The 17,771-nt window shown below is 68.8% G+C and carries 15 protein-coding genes; 8 read left to right on the top strand and 7 right to left on the bottom strand.

From position 1 onward, the window contains the following. Window positions 1-62: 62 nt before the first annotated feature. The 7 genes from INR38_RS16255 to INR38_RS16225 are packed head-to-tail and all read right to left on the bottom strand — an operon-like array spanning window position 63 to window position 8,076. Window positions 63-572, bottom strand: a complete 510-nt coding sequence (locus INR38_RS16255; RefSeq protein ID WP_034389636.1) for a hypothetical protein — start codon at window positions 570-572, stop codon at window positions 63-65. A 53-nt stretch (window positions 573-625) separates the two neighbouring features. Beyond that, window positions 626-1,756 carry an ABC transporter permease gene (locus INR38_RS16250; RefSeq protein WP_012202690.1) on the bottom strand — a complete coding sequence of 377 codons (1,131 nt, stop codon included), beginning with the start codon at window positions 1,754-1,756 and terminating at the stop codon, window positions 626-628. A 1-nt stretch (window position 1,757) separates the two neighbouring features. Further along, window positions 1,758-4,514, bottom strand: a complete 2,757-nt coding sequence (gene rbbA / locus INR38_RS16245) for a ribosome-associated ATPase/putative transporter RbbA (protein ID WP_207443002.1) — start codon at window positions 4,512-4,514, stop codon at window positions 1,758-1,760. Continuing rightward, window positions 4,511-5,602 (bottom strand): HlyD family efflux transporter periplasmic adaptor subunit, encoded by a 1,092-nt coding sequence (locus INR38_RS16240; RefSeq protein ID WP_207443003.1) that lies wholly within the window; start codon window positions 5,600-5,602, stop codon window positions 4,511-4,513. Before INR38_RS16240 ends, rbbA begins: the two co-directional genes overlap by 4 nt. A gap of 17 nt (window positions 5,603-5,619) precedes the next feature. Further along, window positions 5,620-7,095, bottom strand: a complete 1,476-nt coding sequence (locus INR38_RS16235) for an efflux transporter outer membrane subunit (protein ID WP_096914605.1) — start codon at window positions 7,093-7,095, stop codon at window positions 5,620-5,622. A 33-nt stretch (window positions 7,096-7,128) separates the two neighbouring features. Continuing rightward, entirely contained in the window at window positions 7,129-7,896 is a 768-nt protein-coding gene (gene fabI, locus INR38_RS16230) for an enoyl-ACP reductase FabI (RefSeq protein ID WP_207443004.1), read from the bottom strand. Window positions 7,897-7,911: 15 nt separating this feature from the next. Continuing rightward, window positions 7,912-8,076, bottom strand: coding sequence for a hypothetical protein (locus tag INR38_RS16225; protein ID WP_155294163.1), 165 nt, complete (start codon window positions 8,074-8,076; stop codon window positions 7,912-7,914). Window positions 8,077-8,456: 380 nt separating this feature from the next. Between INR38_RS16225 and INR38_RS16220 the strand changes: the two genes are divergently transcribed. The 8 genes from INR38_RS16220 (at window position 8,457) to trpC (ending at window position 17,650) form a co-directional block, all read left to right on the top strand. After that, window positions 8,457-9,962 carry a hypothetical protein gene (locus INR38_RS16220; RefSeq protein WP_207443005.1) on the top strand — a complete coding sequence of 502 codons (1,506 nt, stop codon included), beginning with the start codon at window positions 8,457-8,459 and terminating at the stop codon, window positions 9,960-9,962. Between the two features lie 139 nt (window positions 9,963-10,101). Continuing rightward, the gene (locus INR38_RS16215) at window positions 10,102-11,214 is read left to right on the top strand and encodes a hypothetical protein (protein ID WP_192367503.1); all 1,113 of its coding nucleotides are present in this window, start codon (window positions 10,102-10,104) and stop codon (window positions 11,212-11,214) included. 22 nt (window positions 11,215-11,236) lie between these two features. Next, window positions 11,237-12,481, top strand: coding sequence for a toxic anion resistance protein (locus tag INR38_RS16210; protein ID WP_192367502.1), 1,245 nt, complete (start codon window positions 11,237-11,239; stop codon window positions 12,479-12,481). Window positions 12,482-12,483: 2 nt separating this feature from the next. Continuing rightward, window positions 12,484-14,094, top strand: coding sequence for a VWA domain-containing protein (locus tag INR38_RS16205; protein ID WP_207443008.1), 1,611 nt, complete (start codon window positions 12,484-12,486; stop codon window positions 14,092-14,094). Between the two features lie 28 nt (window positions 14,095-14,122). Then, on the top strand, window positions 14,123-14,746 hold the full coding sequence (locus tag INR38_RS16200) for a hypothetical protein (RefSeq protein WP_207443006.1): 624 nt from the start codon (window positions 14,123-14,125) through the stop codon (window positions 14,744-14,746). Between the two features lie 398 nt (window positions 14,747-15,144). Next, window positions 15,145-15,732 carry an aminodeoxychorismate/anthranilate synthase component II gene (locus tag INR38_RS16195; protein WP_012202700.1) on the top strand — a complete coding sequence of 196 codons (588 nt, stop codon included), beginning with the start codon at window positions 15,145-15,147 and terminating at the stop codon, window positions 15,730-15,732. Between the two features lie 29 nt (window positions 15,733-15,761). After that, window positions 15,762-16,796 (top strand): anthranilate phosphoribosyltransferase, encoded by a 1,035-nt coding sequence (trpD, locus tag INR38_RS16190; protein WP_013804671.1) that lies wholly within the window; start codon window positions 15,762-15,764, stop codon window positions 16,794-16,796. Window positions 16,797-16,846: 50 nt separating this feature from the next. Further along, window positions 16,847-17,650, top strand: coding sequence for an indole-3-glycerol phosphate synthase TrpC (gene trpC / locus INR38_RS16185; protein ID WP_065347113.1), 804 nt, complete (start codon window positions 16,847-16,849; stop codon window positions 17,648-17,650). Window positions 17,651-17,771: the final 121 nt, after the last annotated feature.

Raw genomic sequence — 17,771 nt, 5'->3', positions numbered from 1 at the left:
GCCGCCCCGCGCCCATGCGGCCCCGAACCTGCGGGACCGCGTGGCGGCTTCCTTGGGGCCTGTCAGCCCTGGGCTGTGGTGTCGCGGGCCGTTTCGGCGGCGGCTGCTGCAATGGGCTGCTGCGCCGCATGGGCGGGCTGGGCCACGGACTGCACGGCCGAGGTCCAGCGGGCGAGCAGGTCGCTCCACGGCACGGCGGTGTCGGCTGCGCCCTGGGTGCTGTTGCCCAGCGTGGCTGCCACCTGTTGCTGCCAGTCGTGCACGGCCTGCTGCACGCCCTGGGCCAGGGTCATCTGGCTGGCCATGGCGGTCTGGGCCAGGGCCTGGGCATGGCCCATGCGCAGGTGGGCGTGGCGCCAGAAGGCCTGGGCGGGCAGGGTGGCCAGCTCCTGCCAGCTGCTGGTCTGCTGCACGCCCTCGATCTCGCTGCCGGTCTCGGCGATGCGCTCGGGGCCGTTGCGTGCGGCATGCTCCAGCCACTGTTGGCCGCTTTCCTGCAGCAGCCGGCTCAGGTGCAGCTGCAGTTCAAGCTGTGCCTTGAGCAGATGGAGGGGAATGGTCTGTGCGCTCATATGAAACTCCTTGCTGGTTGAGATGGAAAGATGCCTTGGCGGCGGGAACGAAATCAGGCCATCTGGCTGATGGTCTTGCGAAAACGGGTGAGCGTGAGGGCGAACAGCACGGAGCCGATCGCGGCCAGCGCGAGGAAAGGCTTCCAGACCACGTCCAGCCCCGCTCCGCGGTAGAGGATGGCCTGCGACAGCTCGACAAAGTGGGTGGTCGGCGCGGCCAGCATGATGTTCTGCACCAGCTCGGGCATGCTTTCGCGCGGCGTCATGGCGCCCGACAGCAGCTGCAGCGGCAGCAGCACGAGCACCAGCAGCATGCCGAACTGTGGCATGTTGCGCGCCAGCGTGGCAAGGAAGATCCCCAGCGACGTTGTGGCGAACAGGCACAGCGCGGCCCCCGCCAGGAACAGCGGCAGCGAGCCTTCGATGGGAACGCCCAGGGCGCCGCGCACCACGAGGTTGAGCGAGGCAAAGGCGGTGACCAGCACGACCAGTCCCATGGACCATATCTTGGCCAGCATGATCTCGGTCGGTGTCACCGGCATGACCAGCAGGTGCTCCACCGTGCCGTGCTCGCGCTCGCGGATCAGGGCCGCGCCCGTGAGGATGATGGACAGCATGGTCACGTTGTTGATGATCTGCATCAGCCCGCCGAACCAGACCTTGTCCAGCGCGGGATTGAAGCGCGCGCGCACCACCAGGTCCACGGGCAGGGCAGTGGCGCCCCGAAAGCGCCGCACGAACTCGCTGACCTCGGCCGTGACGATCTGCTGCACATAGCTGTTGCCCGTGAAGGCCTGGCTCATGCGCGTGGCATCCACGTTCAGCTGCAGCTCGGGGGCGCGGCCCGCCAGCACGTCGCGCTGGAAGTTGGGCGGGATGTTGAGCACGAAGGTGTAGGTGCCAGAGTCCATGCCCGGGTCCATCTGCGTGCGATCGATCATGGCCGGCGGCGCGAACTGCGGCGGATAGAAGGCGCCCGCGATGCGCTGCGACAGCGGCGAGCCGTCCTCGTCCACGATGGCGATGGGCGCGTTGTGCAGGCTCTCGGGCATGGCCGTGGCCGCCGTGTAGATGGAGACCGTGAACACATAGGCGATGAGCACCAGCAGCACGGGGTCGCGCCACAGGCTCCACAGCTCCTTGACGCCCAGCCGGTAGATGTTGGAGAAAAGGCGGGTGCGCATGTCAGCTCTCCTGCTTTCTGGTCAGTGCAATGGCCAGGCCCAGGATCACCGGCACGGACAGCAGCAGCGGCCCGAACGAGCCGGCCAGCTCCCGAAATCCCAGCGCCTTGCTGAACACGCCGCGGCTGATGGCGATCATGTGGCTGGCCGGGTAGACCTCGCCGATGATGCGGCCCGCCCCCTCCAGCGAGGACACGGGATCGACCAGGCCCGCGAACTGCGTGGTGGGGATCAGCGTGCCGATCAGCACCAGGAACATCGAGGCGATCTGGCTGCGCGTCAGCGTGGAGGCCAGCAGGCCGAAGCCCGTGGAGGCGCCGCTGAAGATCAGCGCCGCCAGGGCCAGCGTGGCAAAGCTGCCCGTCACGGGAACGCCGAACAGGGTGACGGCCATCAGGCACATCAGCAGGAAGTTCAGCATGGCCAGCACCACATAGGGCAGTTGCTTGCCCAGCAGGAATTCGGTGCGAGTGACCGGCGTGACGTAGAGGTTGGTGATGGAGCCGCTTTCCTTCTCGCGCACCACGGCCAGCGCCGTCAGCATGGCCGGCAAAAGCAGCAGCAGCAGGGGCATGACGGCCGGCACCATGGCCGGCAGGCTGCGCACGTCGGGGTTGTAGCGAAAGCGCGTCTGGATGTCGATCAGGCCGGCCGGCGTCACACCCAGGCGCTCGCGCGCCTGCTCGGTCAGCCAGTGCTGGTGTATGCCCTGCAGGTAGCCGCGCACGGTCTCGGCGCGCGTGGGCATGGCGCCGTCGAACCAGGCGCCCACCTGCACGGAGCCGCCGCGCAGCACGTCGCGCGCAAAGCCCGGCGGGATCTCGATGGCCAGGGTCAGCTCGCCGCTGCGCATGCGGCGGTCCAGTGCGTCGTAGTCGGTCAGCGGCGGCTGCTCTATGAAGTAGCGCGAGCCCGACAGGCTCATCGCATAGCTGCGGCTGATGGTGGTCTGGTCGCGGTCCAGCACGGCAAAGCGCAGGTCCTCCACGTCCAGGCTGATGCCGTAGCCCATCACGAACATCAGGATCAGCGAGCCCACCAGGGCCAGCGTGGCGCGCACCGGGTCGCGCTGCAGCTCCAGCGCTTCGCGCCAGACATAGCTGAGCATGCGCTGGGCGCTGAAATGGCGGCGGCGCGCGGTGTGCGTTTCCACGGCAGCGGGGGCGGCCGGTGCGGCCTGCTGTTCCTCGGCCGGGGCCTCGCCGCCACCGGCCTCGACCAGGTAGCCGATGAAGGCTTCCTCCAGCGTGGCCGCGCCGCGCTTGGCCACCAGGCGCGCGGGCGTGTCGCTGTCCAGCACCTTGCCCGCATGCATCATGGACATGCGGTCGCAGCGCTCGGCCTCGTTCATGAAGTGGGTGGAGATGAAGATGGTCACGCGGTCGCGCCGCGACAGCTCCACCAGCAGGCGCCAGAAGCCGTCGCGCGCCACGGGGTCCACGCCCGAGGTGGGCTCGTCCAGGATGAGCAGCTCGGGCTTGTGCACCATGGCCACGGCCAGCGACAGGCGCTGGCGCATGCCCAGCGGCAGGGCGGCCGGCAGGCTGTGCTGCGCGGCCTGCAGGTCGAAGCGCTGCAGCATCTCGGCCACGCGCGCGGGAATGTCCGCCTCGGGCACGCCGAACAGGCGCGCATGCAGCACCAGGTTCTGGTGCACGGTCAGCTCGCCGTACAGCGAGAACGCCTGGGTCATGTAGCCCACGCGGCGGCGCGTGTCGATGTCGCGCGGGTCCACGGGCTGGCCGAACAGCCAGGCCTGGCCCTCGCTGGCCGGCAGCAGGCCGGTCAGCATCTTCATGGTGGTGCTCTTGCCGCAGCCGTTGGAGCCCAGGAAGCCGAAGATCTCGCCGCGGCGGATGCGGAAGGACACATGGTCCACGGCGACGAAGTCGCCAAAGCGCATGGTCAGGTCCCTGGCCTCGATGGCGATGTCGTCCTCGCCGCCCTCGGGCAGGGGGGCGATGGTCACGGGCGCATGGCCGCGCTTTTTCTCTTCGGGCAGCAGGGCGATGAAGGCCTCTTCCAGCGAGCGGCTGTCCGTGCGCTGCAGCAGCTCGGCCGGCGTGCCCGTGGCCAGCACGCGGCCCTCGTCCATGGCCACCAGCCAGTCGAAGCGCTGGGCCTCGTCCATGTAGGCCGTGGCCACCAGCACGCTCATGCCGGGGCGCTGGCGGCGGATGCGCGCGATCAGGTCCCAGAACTGGGCGCGCGCCAGCGGGTCCACGCCCGTGGTGGGCTCGTCAAGAATGAGCAGGTCGGGGTCGTGGATCAGCGCGCAGCACAGGCCCAGCTTCTGCTTCATGCCGCCCGACAGCTTGCCGGCCGGCCGCTCCAGGAATTTGCGCAGGCCCGTGGCCTGGGTGAGATCGTCGATGCGCCGGCGCCGCTCGGCCGCGTCATGGCCGAACAGGCGCGCGAAGAACTGCAGGTTCTCCTCCACCGACAGCGTGGGATAGAGGTTGCGCCCCAGGCCCTGCGGCATGTAGGCCACGCGCGGGCAGACGGCCTCGCGGTGCCGGCGCTGGGCCATGTCGCCGCCCAGCACCTCGACGCTGCCTTCCTGGATCTTGCGCGCCCCGGAGATCAGCGCCATGAGGCTGGACTTGCCCACGCCGTCCGGCCCGATCAGGCCGACCATGCGGCCTTCGGGAATGTCCAGTTCGATGCCCGCCAGCGCCTCGACCTGGCCATAGCGCTGGTGCACGCCCTTCAGGCGCACGACCCAGCCGCTGGCATGGGGCGTCGTGCTCTCGCTCATTGCGCGGGCTGGGCTGGCAGCTTGATGGCCAGTTTGGCGGGCCACTCATGGCTGGCATCGGTGCGCAGCCAGGCCATGCCGGGCACGCCGGTCTTGACCTGTTCCAGATGGCGGCGCAGCAGCTCCGGCGGGATCTGGGCGCGCACGCGGAACATCAGCTTCTGGCGCTCGCTGGCGGTCTCCACGGTCTTGGGCGTGAACTGGGCCTGGCTGGCGACGAAGGAGACGCGGGCCGGAATCACGTACTCGGGCGCGGCGTCCAGCACCAGGCGCACCTCGCTGCCCAGTGCGATGCGCCCGGCTGCAGTTTCCGGCACGAAGAAGGTCATGTAGACATCGGACAGGTCCAGCAGGTTGAGCACGCGCCCGCCTGCGCCCAGCACTTCGCCGGGCTGGGCCACGCGCAGCTGCACGCGGCCGTCGCGCGGGGCCTTGAGCACGCCGTCGTCGATGTCGGCCTGCACGCGCGCCACCGTGGCCGTGGCGGCCTGCACCTGGGAGCGCACGCCCACCACCTGGGCCTCGGCCGCCTTCACGGCGGCCTGCGCAGCGGCGGCCTGGGCGCGCGTGGCGGCCAGTGCCGCCTCGCTGCCGCGCACGCGGGCGCGGTCGTCATCGAGCTCCTGCACCGAGGAGGCGCCCTCGCGCGCCAGCGTTTCCGAGCGCTTGAAGCGGCGCTGCGCGGCGTCCACCTCGGTCTCGCGCTGCACGATCAGGGCCTGGGCGGCGGCCAGGTCGCTGCGGCGCAGGGTGACCTGGGCCTCGGCCGCGGCCACGCTGTGCTCGGCCTGCTGGCGCATGGCGTCGGCTTCCTGGCGCTGGGCGCGCAGGGTGTCGATCTGCATGCGCGCCACGGGCTGGCCGGCCTGCACGAAGTCGCCCTCGCGCACCAGGATTTCCTCCACGCGGCCGGGCAGCTTGGTGGAGATGTCGATCTCGGTGGCCTCGACCCGGCCGTTGCTGCCGACGAAGCCCTCTCCCGGGCCCTTGGGCGTGAAGGTCTTCCAGGCCCACCAGGCCACGAGGGCCAGGACCGCCACGGCGGCGATCGGCACGATCTTGTTCTTCAGAGAGGTGTTCTTGTCCATGGGCGGGTCCGGAGGCTTCAGGAATTCGGGGGATCGGCAGGCGTGGCCGGCAGGGTGGCGGGCAGCGCGGCAGGTTCAGCCCCGCTGCCGCCGCCCAGGGCGGCATACAGGCCCACCTGGCTGGACAGCAGGGCGCGCCGCGCCTGCACCAGTTGCTGGCGTGCGGCCAGCAGGTCGCGCTGGGCGTCCAGCACCTCCAGGTAGGCGGCCGAGCCGTTGTCGTAGCGCAGTTGCGCCAGCCGCGCACGCTCGGCCTGGGCCTGCACGGCGGTGCGCTGCACGGTGATCTGTTCGGACAGCCAGCGGCGCGCGGCCAGGCCATCGGCCACCTCGCGGAAGGCGGTCTGGATGGCTTTCTCGTACTGGGCCACGGCCATGTCGCTGCGGATCTCGCCCAGCTCCAGGTTGGCGCGGCGCCGGCCGCCGTCGAAGATGGGCAGGGACACCGTGGGCACGAAGGCCCAGGCGCGGCTGCCGCCGTCGAACAGGCCGTCGAGTTCGGCGCTGGCCGTGCCCCAGCGGGCCGTGAGCGCAATGCGCGGGAAGAAGGCGGCGCGCGCCGCGCCGATCTGGGCCCGGGCCGCGCGCAGCTGGTGCTCGGCCGCGGCAATGTCGGGCCGCGCCGTGAGCAGTTCCGAGGGCAGGCCCGGCCGCAGCTCGGCCAGCACCAGGGCGTCGTCAAAGGGTGCGGCGGCGGGCAGCGGGCCCGGGTGGGCGCCGACCAGCTGGGCCAGGGCGTGCAGCTGCTGCGCGCGTGCCAGCTCCAGCTGGGCCAGCAGGGCCTGGGCCTGGGTCAGCAGGGTCTGGACCTGGGCCAGCTGCAGGCGCGAGCTGGCGCCCACGGCCTCGCGGCGCGTGAAGATGCGAAAGGATTCCTGGCGCGTGGTCAGCGTCTCGCGCGCAATGGCCACGCGCTCGTCCAGCTCGCGCAGGCCCAGGTAGCCGTCGGCCACCTGGGCGATCAGCGCGGTCTGCACGGCGTGGCGGCCCGCATCGCTGGCCAGCCAGGTCTGCAGGGCCGCGTCCTTGAGGCTGCGCACGCGGCCCCACAGGTCCAGCTCCCAGCTGCTGAAGCCGACTTCGGCGCGGTACTCGCCGCTGACCACGGAGCGGCCCGAGAGGTTGAGGTCGCCAGGCACGCGCGCCCGTGCGGCCTGGCCGCCCACGCCAATGGCCGGGAACAGCTCGGAGCGCTGGATCTGGAAGGCCGCGCGCGCCTCTTCGGCGCGCAGCGCGGCCACGCGCAGGTCGCGGTTGTGCTCCAGCGCGGTGGCGATCAGCTGGCGCAGCGCGGGGTCGGTGAAGTAGTCGCGCCAGGGCAGGCCGGCGGCGGCGACACCCTGGGCGCCCGCCTGCAGATGGGCAGGCCAGGCCTCGGGCGTGGGCAGGGGCGGCGGCTCGTGCGGCGGCGCCAGGGAGGCACATCCTGCCAGTGCGGCGGCCAGTGCGGCTGCCAGCGCGGCGGCGGCGGTTCGGGGGAATGGGAGGGTCATCTGCAGTGCTGCGGGGTGCCGGTGCGGCAGCCGCTAGTTGAGGATGTGGTGGCCGCCATCGACATACAGCGTGCAGCCCGTGATGGCGCGCGCCCCGTCCGAGGCCAGGAAGGCGCACAGCGGCCCCACGTCGTCGGGCCGCAGCTCGCCGGCGATGGGCGAGCGGCGCACGCTGTCGGCCACCAGTTCATCGAACGCGGCAATGCCCGAGGCCGCGCGCGTGGCGATGGGCCCGGGCGAGACGGCATTGACGCGGATGCGCGAGGGGCCGAGCTCGGCCGCCAGGTAGCGCGTGGTGGACTCCAGCGCGGCCTTGACCGGGCCCATGATTCCGTAGTGCTGCATGACCTCGCTGGCGCCCAGGTAGCTCAGCGTCATGAGGCTGCCGCCGCTGGCGGCCATCAGCGGCTCGGCCAGGTGGGCCATGCGGATGAAGGAGTGGCAGGAGATGTCCATGGCCAGCGCAAAGCCCTCGCGGGAGCTGTCCACCACGCGGCCCTGCAGGTCCTTGCGCGGGGCGTAGGCCACGGCGTGCAGCACGAAGTCCAGCCGGCCCCAGCGCACGGCGGCGGCATCGAACAGTGCGCGCATCTGCTCGTCGTCGCCCACGTCCAGCGGCATGCGCAGCTCGGCACCGATCTCGTCGAGCAGGGGCTCCACATGCACACGGGCCTTGTCGTTCTGCCAGGTCGCGCCGATCTCGGCGCCCGCCGCATGCATGGCCCGGGCACAGGCCCAGGCAATGCTGTCGCGGTTGGCGATGCCGACGATCAGGCCCTTTTTGCCAGCCAATAGCGTCATCTCGAATGCTCCAGATCAGAAGGTCTGCCGGGAAACAGGCCGCCTTGGGGCGGCTTCGTCAGGAATCACGGGGCATGGCGCGGCATTGCCGACATATGCGCCACGGCGAATGTTTGTATTTCCTGTGACTACGAAGCTTTTGATAGCTTGTTTTGATGCATGCAAATCAAAGGTTTGCATGCCAATATCGTCTCCTGGTCTTTTTCATTCTATCTATGTTGCACTGCAGCGACCGATTTTGGCGATGCCGTTTCGTTATATCGATGCAGTTCACTCCATAGTCTTGACTCAGGTCAAAGAGGGCGGCGTCACTGAGAGGATGTCGCTTGCCGCCGGTCGCTGCGTCCAGTAGGGCAATGGCGTCTTTTTGCGCCAACAGCCAAACATTCCCTGTATTGGCCGGATTTCAATGAATACAAGGTTTTCACACCATATTGGTGCACGGGGGGTAAAGAAAATCGGAAATCTGCCGATGGTCCATGAACAGAGAAAATCCCCTGCCTGCAAAGGCCTGGGGCCGCCATTCAGTCAAGACAAGACCGAAGGAAGACGATCAATCCATGACCAGCATTTCATCCACCGGCGCCAGCTTTGCCGCCAGCGCAGCGGGCATGCGGCCCACGGTGTCCGTGAGGTCGTCAGCGACCACGGCAGCTGCTGCACCCGCTGCACCCGCCGACCCGGGCACGCAGGTCACGCTGGGCCAGTCCACAGGGTCCAGCGTCATCTATGCCAAACCGCAGCCCGTGGAACTGGGCCAGTTCAGGCTGACCCGGGCCTGGGCCTCGCAAGACAGGGACGACATCAGCACCCTGATGGCGCGCAACCTGGGCCTGGGTCCGTCGGCCAGCCTGGCCGACCGCTGGCGCGGCCTGGGCGGCGCCCTGCTGTCGCGCTTTGCGGCCACGCCGTCGGACTACCAACAGACGGTGGCGGAGTACCAGGCGCCCACGGCGGCCGACTCCGTCGCAGGCAGCGCGGATGCGCAGGCCCTGGACAAGTCCGCACTGAGCGATGTGTCCGTGGGCGCTGCCACCGTGAGCCTGAAGATCCGCACGCAATCGGGCCAGACCGTGGAGCTGCGGATTGCCACGAACGACGGCAGCGAAGCGGGCAGCAGCAGCGGGCTGCGGGTCGAGGTCAAGAGTTCCGGCACCTTGAGCCAGGCCGAGAGCGCGGCCATTGCCCAGCTGGCCGACGGGCTGGACGAAGCGCTGGAAGGCCTGGGAAAGCCGGGCAAGCCCCAGCTGGAACTGGGCAAGCTGATGGACTTCGACCGCAGCGTGCTGTCCGGCCTGGACCTGGACATCAAGAACCCCAAGCCTTCGCAGCCCCTGTCCTCGTTCAGCCTGCATGTGGGCGCCGATGGCCGATCGGTGGCGATGAAGGGCGCGGCGGGCGAGCTGGCCGTCAACCTGGAGTCCGATGCCCCCGTGGGCGCCAGCGCTTCGCAGCGCCAGGCCGCGCTGGACCAGCATCTGAAGCGCTTTGATGCCGCCGCGCAGCGTGGCCGTGCGGATGCGGCGCTGGTGGACATGTTCAAGAGTGCCTTCAGTCAGCTGCACAACGCGCAGGCGCCGGCCGCGCCGGGCGCCATCGTCGCGCTCTCCGGGCTGGAGCGTTCCGTGCAGTCCCTGCAAAGCGGCCTGGCCGATTTCCAGGCCAGCTTCAGCGGTGACTTCGAGAACACCAATGAATTCGGCGCCGTGACCGAAATCGGCCGCGCCGAGTACCAGGTGGGCCAGAAGACCACCCGGCAGTCCCGCGGCAGGGAGGGCGAGTCGATCGCCCAGGTGGTGACCGAGTCCCTGAACGCCGAATCCAAAAAGGCGCGCAACCGCAGCATGCTGGATTTGCAGTCGGGCAACTATGACCTGACCAAGGTGCAGGACAGCCGCACCATCACCACGCTGATCGAGACAGCCGGCAAGCAGGTCACCGGCGCGCTGCGCAAGACGCAAGAGCGCCAGATGCAGACGTGGGACCAGCTGGTGGAGCACCGCACCCAGCAGCACCGCGAAACGCCCGGTGGGCGCAGCTTCACTGAGCAACTCGCGCTGAGGTAGTCGCGGCGCGGGCCGGGCCGCGTGTCGTCGTTGTGTCACAAAACTTCCGTATAAGAAGTTTTTTTGAACAAGACATGACAACGGCCCGCGCGTTCATGACCGAATTTCATCTTGCCGTCATCCAGGGCGGAGCCTCTCAATGAACGCGCGCCGTGCTTTGGCGGCGGGGCTGGCGGCGCTGCTGCTGGCGGCCGTGGGCGGCGGCGTCTGGTACTCGCGCACGGCCCTGGTGCAGGACCGCCAGGCGCAGCTGACGCAGCAGCAGTCCGTGACGGCACGCGGCCTGATCGGCTCCGAGAAGGAAGCCTTCTTCCAGGACGAGCGCGTGCGCGACGTGCTGGCGCGCCACGGCGTGACGGTGACGGTGCAAAAGGCCGGCTCGCGCAGCATTGCCAACAGCTACGACCCCAAGCAGTACGACTTCGGCTTTCCCTCGGGGGCGCCGGCTGCGGCCCAGCTCAAGGCGGCGGCCAGGGCCGGCACGGTCTATACGCCGTTCTACACGCCCATCGTGTTCGCCAGCTGGCGGCCCATTGCCGAGATCCTGATCGCCAACGGCGTTGTGCAAAAGCAGGGCGACTTCTTTTACGTGACCGATCTTCCCGCCCTGCTGGCCATGGCCGGCAAGGGCACGCGCTGGCGTGACCTGAAGGCCTCCGGCGCCTTTGCCACCGGCAAGGCCGTGCTGCCCGCCAGCACCGATGTGCGCAGCTCCAACAGCGCCGCCATGTACCTGGCGCTGGCCAGCTATGTGCTCAACGGCCAGCAGGTGGTGCAGAGCCCGGCCGACCTGGAGCGCGTGATGCCCCAGGTGGCGCCGCTGTTTTTGCGCCAGGGCTTCCAGGAAAGCTCGTCGGCCGGCCCCTTCGAGGACTACCTGGCCCTGGGCATGGGCAAGGCGCCGCTGCTGGTGGCCTATGAATCGCAGCTGGTGGAGTTCCTGCTGCGCCACCCGCAGCGCAGGAGCGGCGAGATGGTGATGCTCTACCCACAGCCCACGCTGTATTCCAAGCATGTGCTCGTGCCCTACACGCCTGCGGGCGATCGCGTGGGCCAGCTGCTCGAATCCGATCCGCAACTGCGCGCATTGGCGCAGGAATACGGCTTTCGCACCGGCGGCGACACGCACGGGCCCGAGCGCTGGGCCGGGCAGGGCGTGCAGGCGCCCGCGCAGCTGGTGGATGTGATCGAACCGCCCAGCCAGGAGTGGCTGGAGCGAATGATCGTGGACATGGAGCAGCGCTTCAAATGACCGAACGTTCCAGGAGCAACCGATGAGCAACACCCCCCAGACCACCGCTGCCAGCGCCGCCGTGGCCGTGCCTGCACAGGAGCAGGATTTCGTGCTGGAGCCGCCTGCGCCCGCCCTGCCCGTGCCCATCGAGTCGGCCAGCGGCAAGGTCCGCCTCAAGGCCGAGGAAGTGCAGCAGCTGGACGCGCAGGTGGCGCAGTTCATCGACGACATCACCGCCAACGACAGCCAGTCGCCCGCCTTCAAGGGCGCGGTCGAGCGCATCCACGGCATGGGCAACAAGGAGGTGCAGGCCGCTGCCGCCGTCTCCAACCGCATGCTGGAGCGCCCCGTCAAGACGCTGAACAACGGCCTGTTCGACCAGGGCAGCCAGATCGGCCAGGGCCTGATCGACCTGCGCCGCCAGGTGGAGGCGCTGGACCCCTCGCGCCAGGACGACCTGTTCAAGCCGCGCAAGCTGCTGGGCCTGATCCCCATGGGCAACAGGCTGGTGGACTACTTCGACAAGTTCCAGTCCAGCCAGAGCCACCTGAACGCCATCATCGACAGCCTCAAGCGCGGCAAGGATGAGCTGCTGCGCGACAACGCCGCCATCGAGCAGGAAAAGGCCAACCTGTGGGGCCTGATGGAGCGGCTGGAGAAATACATCCACATCGGCAAGAAGCTGGACGCGGCGCTGGAGGCCAAGGCGGCACAGCTGGACGCCAGCGACCCGGAAAAGGCGCGCGTGGTGCGCGAGGACATGCTGTTCTACGCACGCCAGAAGGTCACCGACCTGCTCACCCAGATGGCGGTGAACGTGCAGGGCTACCTGGCGCTGGACCTGGTGCGCAAGAACAACCTCGAACTGGCCAAGGGCGTGGACCGCGCGACCACCACCACGGTCTCCGCGCTGCGCACGGCCGTCATCGTGGCGCAGGCGCTGGCCAACCAGAAGCTGGTGCTGGACCAGATCACGGCGCTGAACACCACCACGGGCAACCTGATCGCCGGCACCAGCGAGCTGCTGCGCGAGCAAAGCGGGAAGATCCACGAGCAGGCGGCCAGCAGCACCATCGACATCGCCAGGCTGCAGCAGGCCTTCGGCAACATCTACCAGACCATGGACGCCATGGCCGACTTCAAGGTCAAGGCCCTGGCCTCCATGCAGACCACGGTGGACACGCTGTCGCAGGAGGTGGACAAGTCCCGCGCCTATCTGGAAAAGAGCCGCCGCGAGGACGTGCGCGAGGCGCTGCAGGCGCCCGCCGGCGAGGTGGTGCTGTGAGCATGTTCCGGCGCCTGGCGGCCTGGTGGCTGCTGGGCCTTGCGCTGGCCCTGGCCGGCTGCGGCAAGTCGCCCGAACCCGCGCCGCAGGCCGCCGCCAAGTCCGATCCGTCCGCCGCTCCCCAGGGTGCATTCACCGTGCTGGCCGGCTCCGAACTCAAGGACGTGGCGCCCGCGCTGGAGCAGGCCGCCACGGCGGCGGGCGTGCCGCTCAAGCTCAGCTATGCGGGCACGCTGGAGATGGTCGAGCGCATCAATGCGGGCGAGCAGTACGACGCCATCCTGCCGCCCAATGGCGCCTATCCCGCGCTGGCGCTGGCGAACAAGCCTCTGGCGCGTGAAAAGCTTTTCTACTCGCGCGTGGCCCTGGGCGTGAAGGCCCCCGTGCTGCAAAAGCTGGGCTGGGACAAGGCACCGCCCACCTGGACCGACATCGCACGCGCTGCCGCCCAGGGCCGGCTGCGCTACGGCATGACCAATCCGGCCAGCTCCAACACCGGCATGAGCGCGCTGTTCGCCGTGGCCTCGGCCGTGGCCGGCAAGACCGAGGACCTGGACGCCAGGGAGGTCAACGCCAAGGTGCTCAAGGATTTTCTGTCGGGCCAGAAGCTCACGGCAGGCAGCTCCGGCTGGCTGGCCGAGGCCTTCGAGCGCGAGCCCGGCGCCGTCGATGCGCTGGTCAACTACGAGGCCGTGATCCTGCGCCTGAACGAGAAGCTGCCCGCCGCCGACCGGCTCACCCTGGTCTACCCGCGCGACGGCGTGATCTCGGCCGACTATCCGCTGATGCTGCTCAACGCTGCGCGGCGCGCAGACTATGACAAGCTGGTCGCCCAGTTCAAGGCCCCCGCCTTCCAGGGCCAGCCGCTGCGCCAGGCCCAGCTGCGCCCCGCCAGCCCCGAGGCACAGGCCAGCCCGGCGCTGCCCACGGCGCCCGTGGTGGAGCTGAGCTTTCCGAACCGGCTGGAGGTGATCGATGCCGTGCTCTCGGCCTACCAGAGCGATCTGCGCCGCCCGGCCACCAGCATCTTCGTGCTGGACGTGAGCGGCTCCATGAAGGGTGCGCGGCTGGCGCAGATGAAGGAGGCGCTCAAGCTGCTGTCCGGCGCCGAGGCATCGGCCGCCAGCCAGCGCTACGCCGCCTTCCAGGCGCGCGAGCGCGTGCTGCTGATTCCGTTCTCGGGCCTGGTCGGCCAGCCCGCGCGCGTGCAGTTCGCGGCGGGCGACCTGCAGGCCGCAAGCGCCCAGGTGCTGGCCTATGCCGACAGCCTGGTGGCCGACGGCGGCACGGCCATCTACGACGCGCTCACGCTGGCCCAGCAGCAGGCACGCCAGGAACTGCGGGCCGATCCCGAGCGCTTCGTCAGCATCGTGCTGCTGACCGATGGCGCCAACACGGCCGGCCGCGACTGGGCCGCGTTCGAGCGCGAGCAGCGCATGGCGCGCGACGGCGGCGCGCCGCTGGTGCGCGTCTTTCCCATCATCTTTGGCGAGGCGCAGTCCGGCGAAATGCAGGCCCTGGCCGCGCTGACGGGCGGGCGCGCCTTCGATGCGCGCAACACCGGCAAGAGCGGACTGCCGCTGGTGTTCAAGGAAATCCGGGGCTACCAGTGACAGCGCCGCCACCGATGGGACCCGCCTGATGCGCCGCCTGCAGCTTTTCTTCTACGGCAACGGCAACCTCGCCGGCCTGGCGCTGGCCCTGCTGGGGCCGGTGCTGCTGTTTGCCGGCGTGATCGGCGGCGGCTGGGGCTGGATCACGCTGGGGCTGTACGTCGCGGGCCTGCTGCTGGGCTGGGCCCTGCAGCCCGCGGGCGCCAGCTTCGAGCGGGCGCTGCAGCAGCACTGGAGCGCCGAGGACATCCGCGAACGCATCGACGAGCTGGTGCAAAAAGCCCGCCCGATGCTCACGCCCGAGATGCAAAAGCACCTGGACAGCGTGCGCGGCTCGGTGCACGAGGTGCTGCCCTCGCTGGCCGAGGCCGGCCCGGTCTTCAACGACGGCCTGTTCACTGTGCGCGAGACGGTGCTGGAGTACCTGCCCGCCACGCTGTCGCACTATGCGGCGCTGCCGCCGCTGTTCCGTGTCACCCAGCCCGTGCAGGACGGCAAGACGCCCAGGCAACTGCTGACCGAGCAACTGGCGCTGCTGGCCGGGCAGATGCAGCAGGTGGTGGCCCATGTGGCGGCCAGCGATGCGCAGGCGCTGCTGGCCAATGGCCGTTTTTTGAAGCAGAAGTTCGACCAGCCGGATTTCCTGAAGTGAGGCGCCCGCAGGGTCGTCCCGCCACGCTGCGCGGACCCTGTGTTAGCATGCTTCGCCATGCAGCCTGCTGCATTCCCGTCTTCCAGACACCTGAACTCTCGATCCAAGACAGCCATGAACGGTACGCCCGTTTCGATCATCGTTGCACAGTGGTGGCGCTTCCAATAAGGAAGCGGCACGTCGTTGCGGTTGCGTACCGCGCCTTGCCGCCGTGACGGCAGCAAGGCTCACCCAGCAGATGGCTCCCCGGCACGGCGGCTCCCAGAACCCAGGAGATTGCCCAGATGCCCTCAGATTCCCCCTTCCAGACCCAGGCAGCATTGCGCGCATTCCCGCGCCAGCCTTCGCTGCGGCATGCCCGCGCCACCCGTTTTTCCCTTTGAGACCCAGGAGCCGGTATGACCAGACTGCTGATGATCGACAACTACGACAGCTTCACCTACAACATCGTCCAGTACTTCGGCGAGCTGGGTGCCGATGTCACCGTGGTGCGCAATGACGAGGCCACGCTGGACGAGGTGATCGCCCTGGTCGAGCGCGAGAAGATCGACCGCCTGGTGATCTCGCCCGGCCCCTGCTCGCCGGCGGAAGCCGGCATTTCCGTGGCCGCCATCCAGCACTTCGCGGGCCGCCTGCCCATCCTGGGCGTGTGCCTGGGCCACCAGAGCATTGGCGCGGCCTTCGGCGGCGACATCGTGCGCGCGGGCCAGCAGATGCATGGCAAGACCAGCGTCATCACCACCGACCGCAAGGGCGTGTTCGCCGACCTGCCCGAGCAGTTCACGGTCAACCGCTACCACTCGCTGGCCATTGCGCGCTCCAGCCTGCCCGAATGCCTGGAGATCACGGCCACCAGCGAGGACGGCGAGATCCAGGGCGTGCGCCACACCAGCCTGGCCATCGAGGGCGTGCAATTCCACCCCGAGAGCATCCTCACCGAGCATGGCCACGCCATGCTCAAGAATTTCCTGGAACAGAAGGCCTGAGCAGGCCGGCACCCAACCGAGACACCGCAATGACCCAGATCACCCCCCAGGAAGCGCTGCAGCGCACCATCGAGCACCGCGAAATCTTCCACGACGAGATGCTGCACCTGATGCGCCTGATCATGCGCGGCGAGCTGTCGCCCGTGATGACGGCCGCCATCGTCACCGGCCTGCGCGTGAAGAAGGAGACCATCGGCGAGATCACGGCCGCGGCCGAGGTCATGCGCGAGTTCTCCAACAAGGTCCATGTGGAGGACAAGCGCCACCTGGTGGACATCGTGGGCACGGGCGGCGACGGCGCCAACACCTTCAACATCTCCACCTGCTCCATCTTCGTGATCGCGGCGGCGGGCGGCAAGGTCAGCAAGCACGGCGGGCGCAGCGTCAGCAGCAAGAGCGGCAGCGCCGACGCCATGGAGGCGCTGGGCGTCAACATCCAGCTCAGCCCCGAGCAGATCGCGCGCAGCATCGCCGACGTGGGCATCGGCTTCATGTTCGCGCCCAACCACCACCCGGCCATGAAGAACGTGGCGCCCGTGCGCAAGGAGCTGGGCGTGCGCACCATCTTCAACATCCTGGGTCCGCTGACCAATCCGGCCAGCGCGCCCAACATCCTCATGGGCGTGTTCCACGAGGACCTGGTCGGCATCCAGGTGCGCGCGCTGCAGCGCCTGGGCGCCGAGCACGCCATCGTGGTCTATGGCCGCGACGGCCTGGACGAGATCAGCCTGGGCGCGGGCACCCTGGTGGGCGAGCTCAAGGACGGCGTGGTGCGCGAGTACGAGATCCATCCCGAGGACTTCGGCCTGCGCATGGTGGGCACGCGCGCCTTCAAGGTGGACAATCCCGAGGAATCCAAGGCCATGCTGCTGGGCGTGCTTCATGGCGAGAAGAGTGCCGCGCGCGACATCGTCTGCCTGAACGCGGGTGCCGCCCTGTATGCGGCCAACGTGGCCTCCAGCATCGAGGACGGCATGGCCCGCGCCCAGGCGGCGCTGGACAGCGGCGCGGCCTTGGCCAAGCTCAACGAACTCGTGGCCTACACGGCCCGGCTGACGGCCTGAGCCGCGCAGCCCCCATCGACCACCGAATACAAGAAACCAAGGAAAGCAACGTGTCCGACATCCTCAAGCAAATCTGCGACGTGAAAGTGCAGGAAGTGGCCGCCGCCCAGAAGCGCATGCCCTTCGCGGACATGCGCCGCGACGCCGAAAGCCGCGTGCTCACGCGCGACTTCGTGGGCGCGCTGCGCGCCAAGATCGCCGCCGGCCATGCCGGCGTGATCGCCGAGATCAAGAAGGCCAGCCCCAGCAAGGGCGTGATCCGCGAGGACTTCATCCCCGCCGACATCGCGCAAAGCTATGCCGATGGCGACGGCAAGGGCGTCAGCGCCGCCTGCCTCTCGGTGCTGACCGACAAGCAGTTCTTCCAGGGCAGCGTGGACTATCTCAAGCAGGCGCGCGCCAGCTGCCACCTGCCCGTGCTGCGCAAGGACTTCATGGTCGATCCCTACCAGATCTACGAATCGCGGGCCATGGGCGCCGACTGCGTGCTGCTGATCGCCGCCTGCCTGGACGACGCGCAGATGGCCGAGATGGAACAGATCGCCCACAGCCTGGACATGGCCGTGCTGGTCGAGGTCCATGACGGCGCCGAGCTGGACCGCGCCCTGCGGCTCAAGACGCCGCTGGTGGGCATCAACAACCGCAACCTGCGCAGCTTCGAGGTCAGCATCCAGACCACGCTGGACCTGCAAAAGAACGTGCCCGCCGACCGCCTGCTGGTCACCGAGTCGGGCATCGGCAGCCGCGAGGACGTCAAGGCCATGCGCGATGCCGGCATCCACAGCTTCCTGGTGGGCGAGGCCTTCATGCGCGCCAAGGAGCCGGGAGAGGCGCTGGCCAAGCTGTTTGCCTGAAGCCAAGACCGGATCGGTCCCTCGGTGGTGCGCCACCGAAGCAGCCCGCCGCAGCCATGCGTGCGGGCTTTTTTTGTGCAAATAGTGTTTCTAAAAGTTTTTCGTTTGCATGATAATTATT

This window comes from Delftia sp. SD018 (genome assembly GCF_017355445.1).
Lineage (GTDB): Bacteria > Pseudomonadota > Gammaproteobacteria > Burkholderiales > Burkholderiaceae_C > Comamonas > Comamonas acidovorans.
The sequence above is the reverse complement of the archived record's forward strand: the minus strand, read 5'-3'. Positions and strand labels throughout refer to the sequence as shown.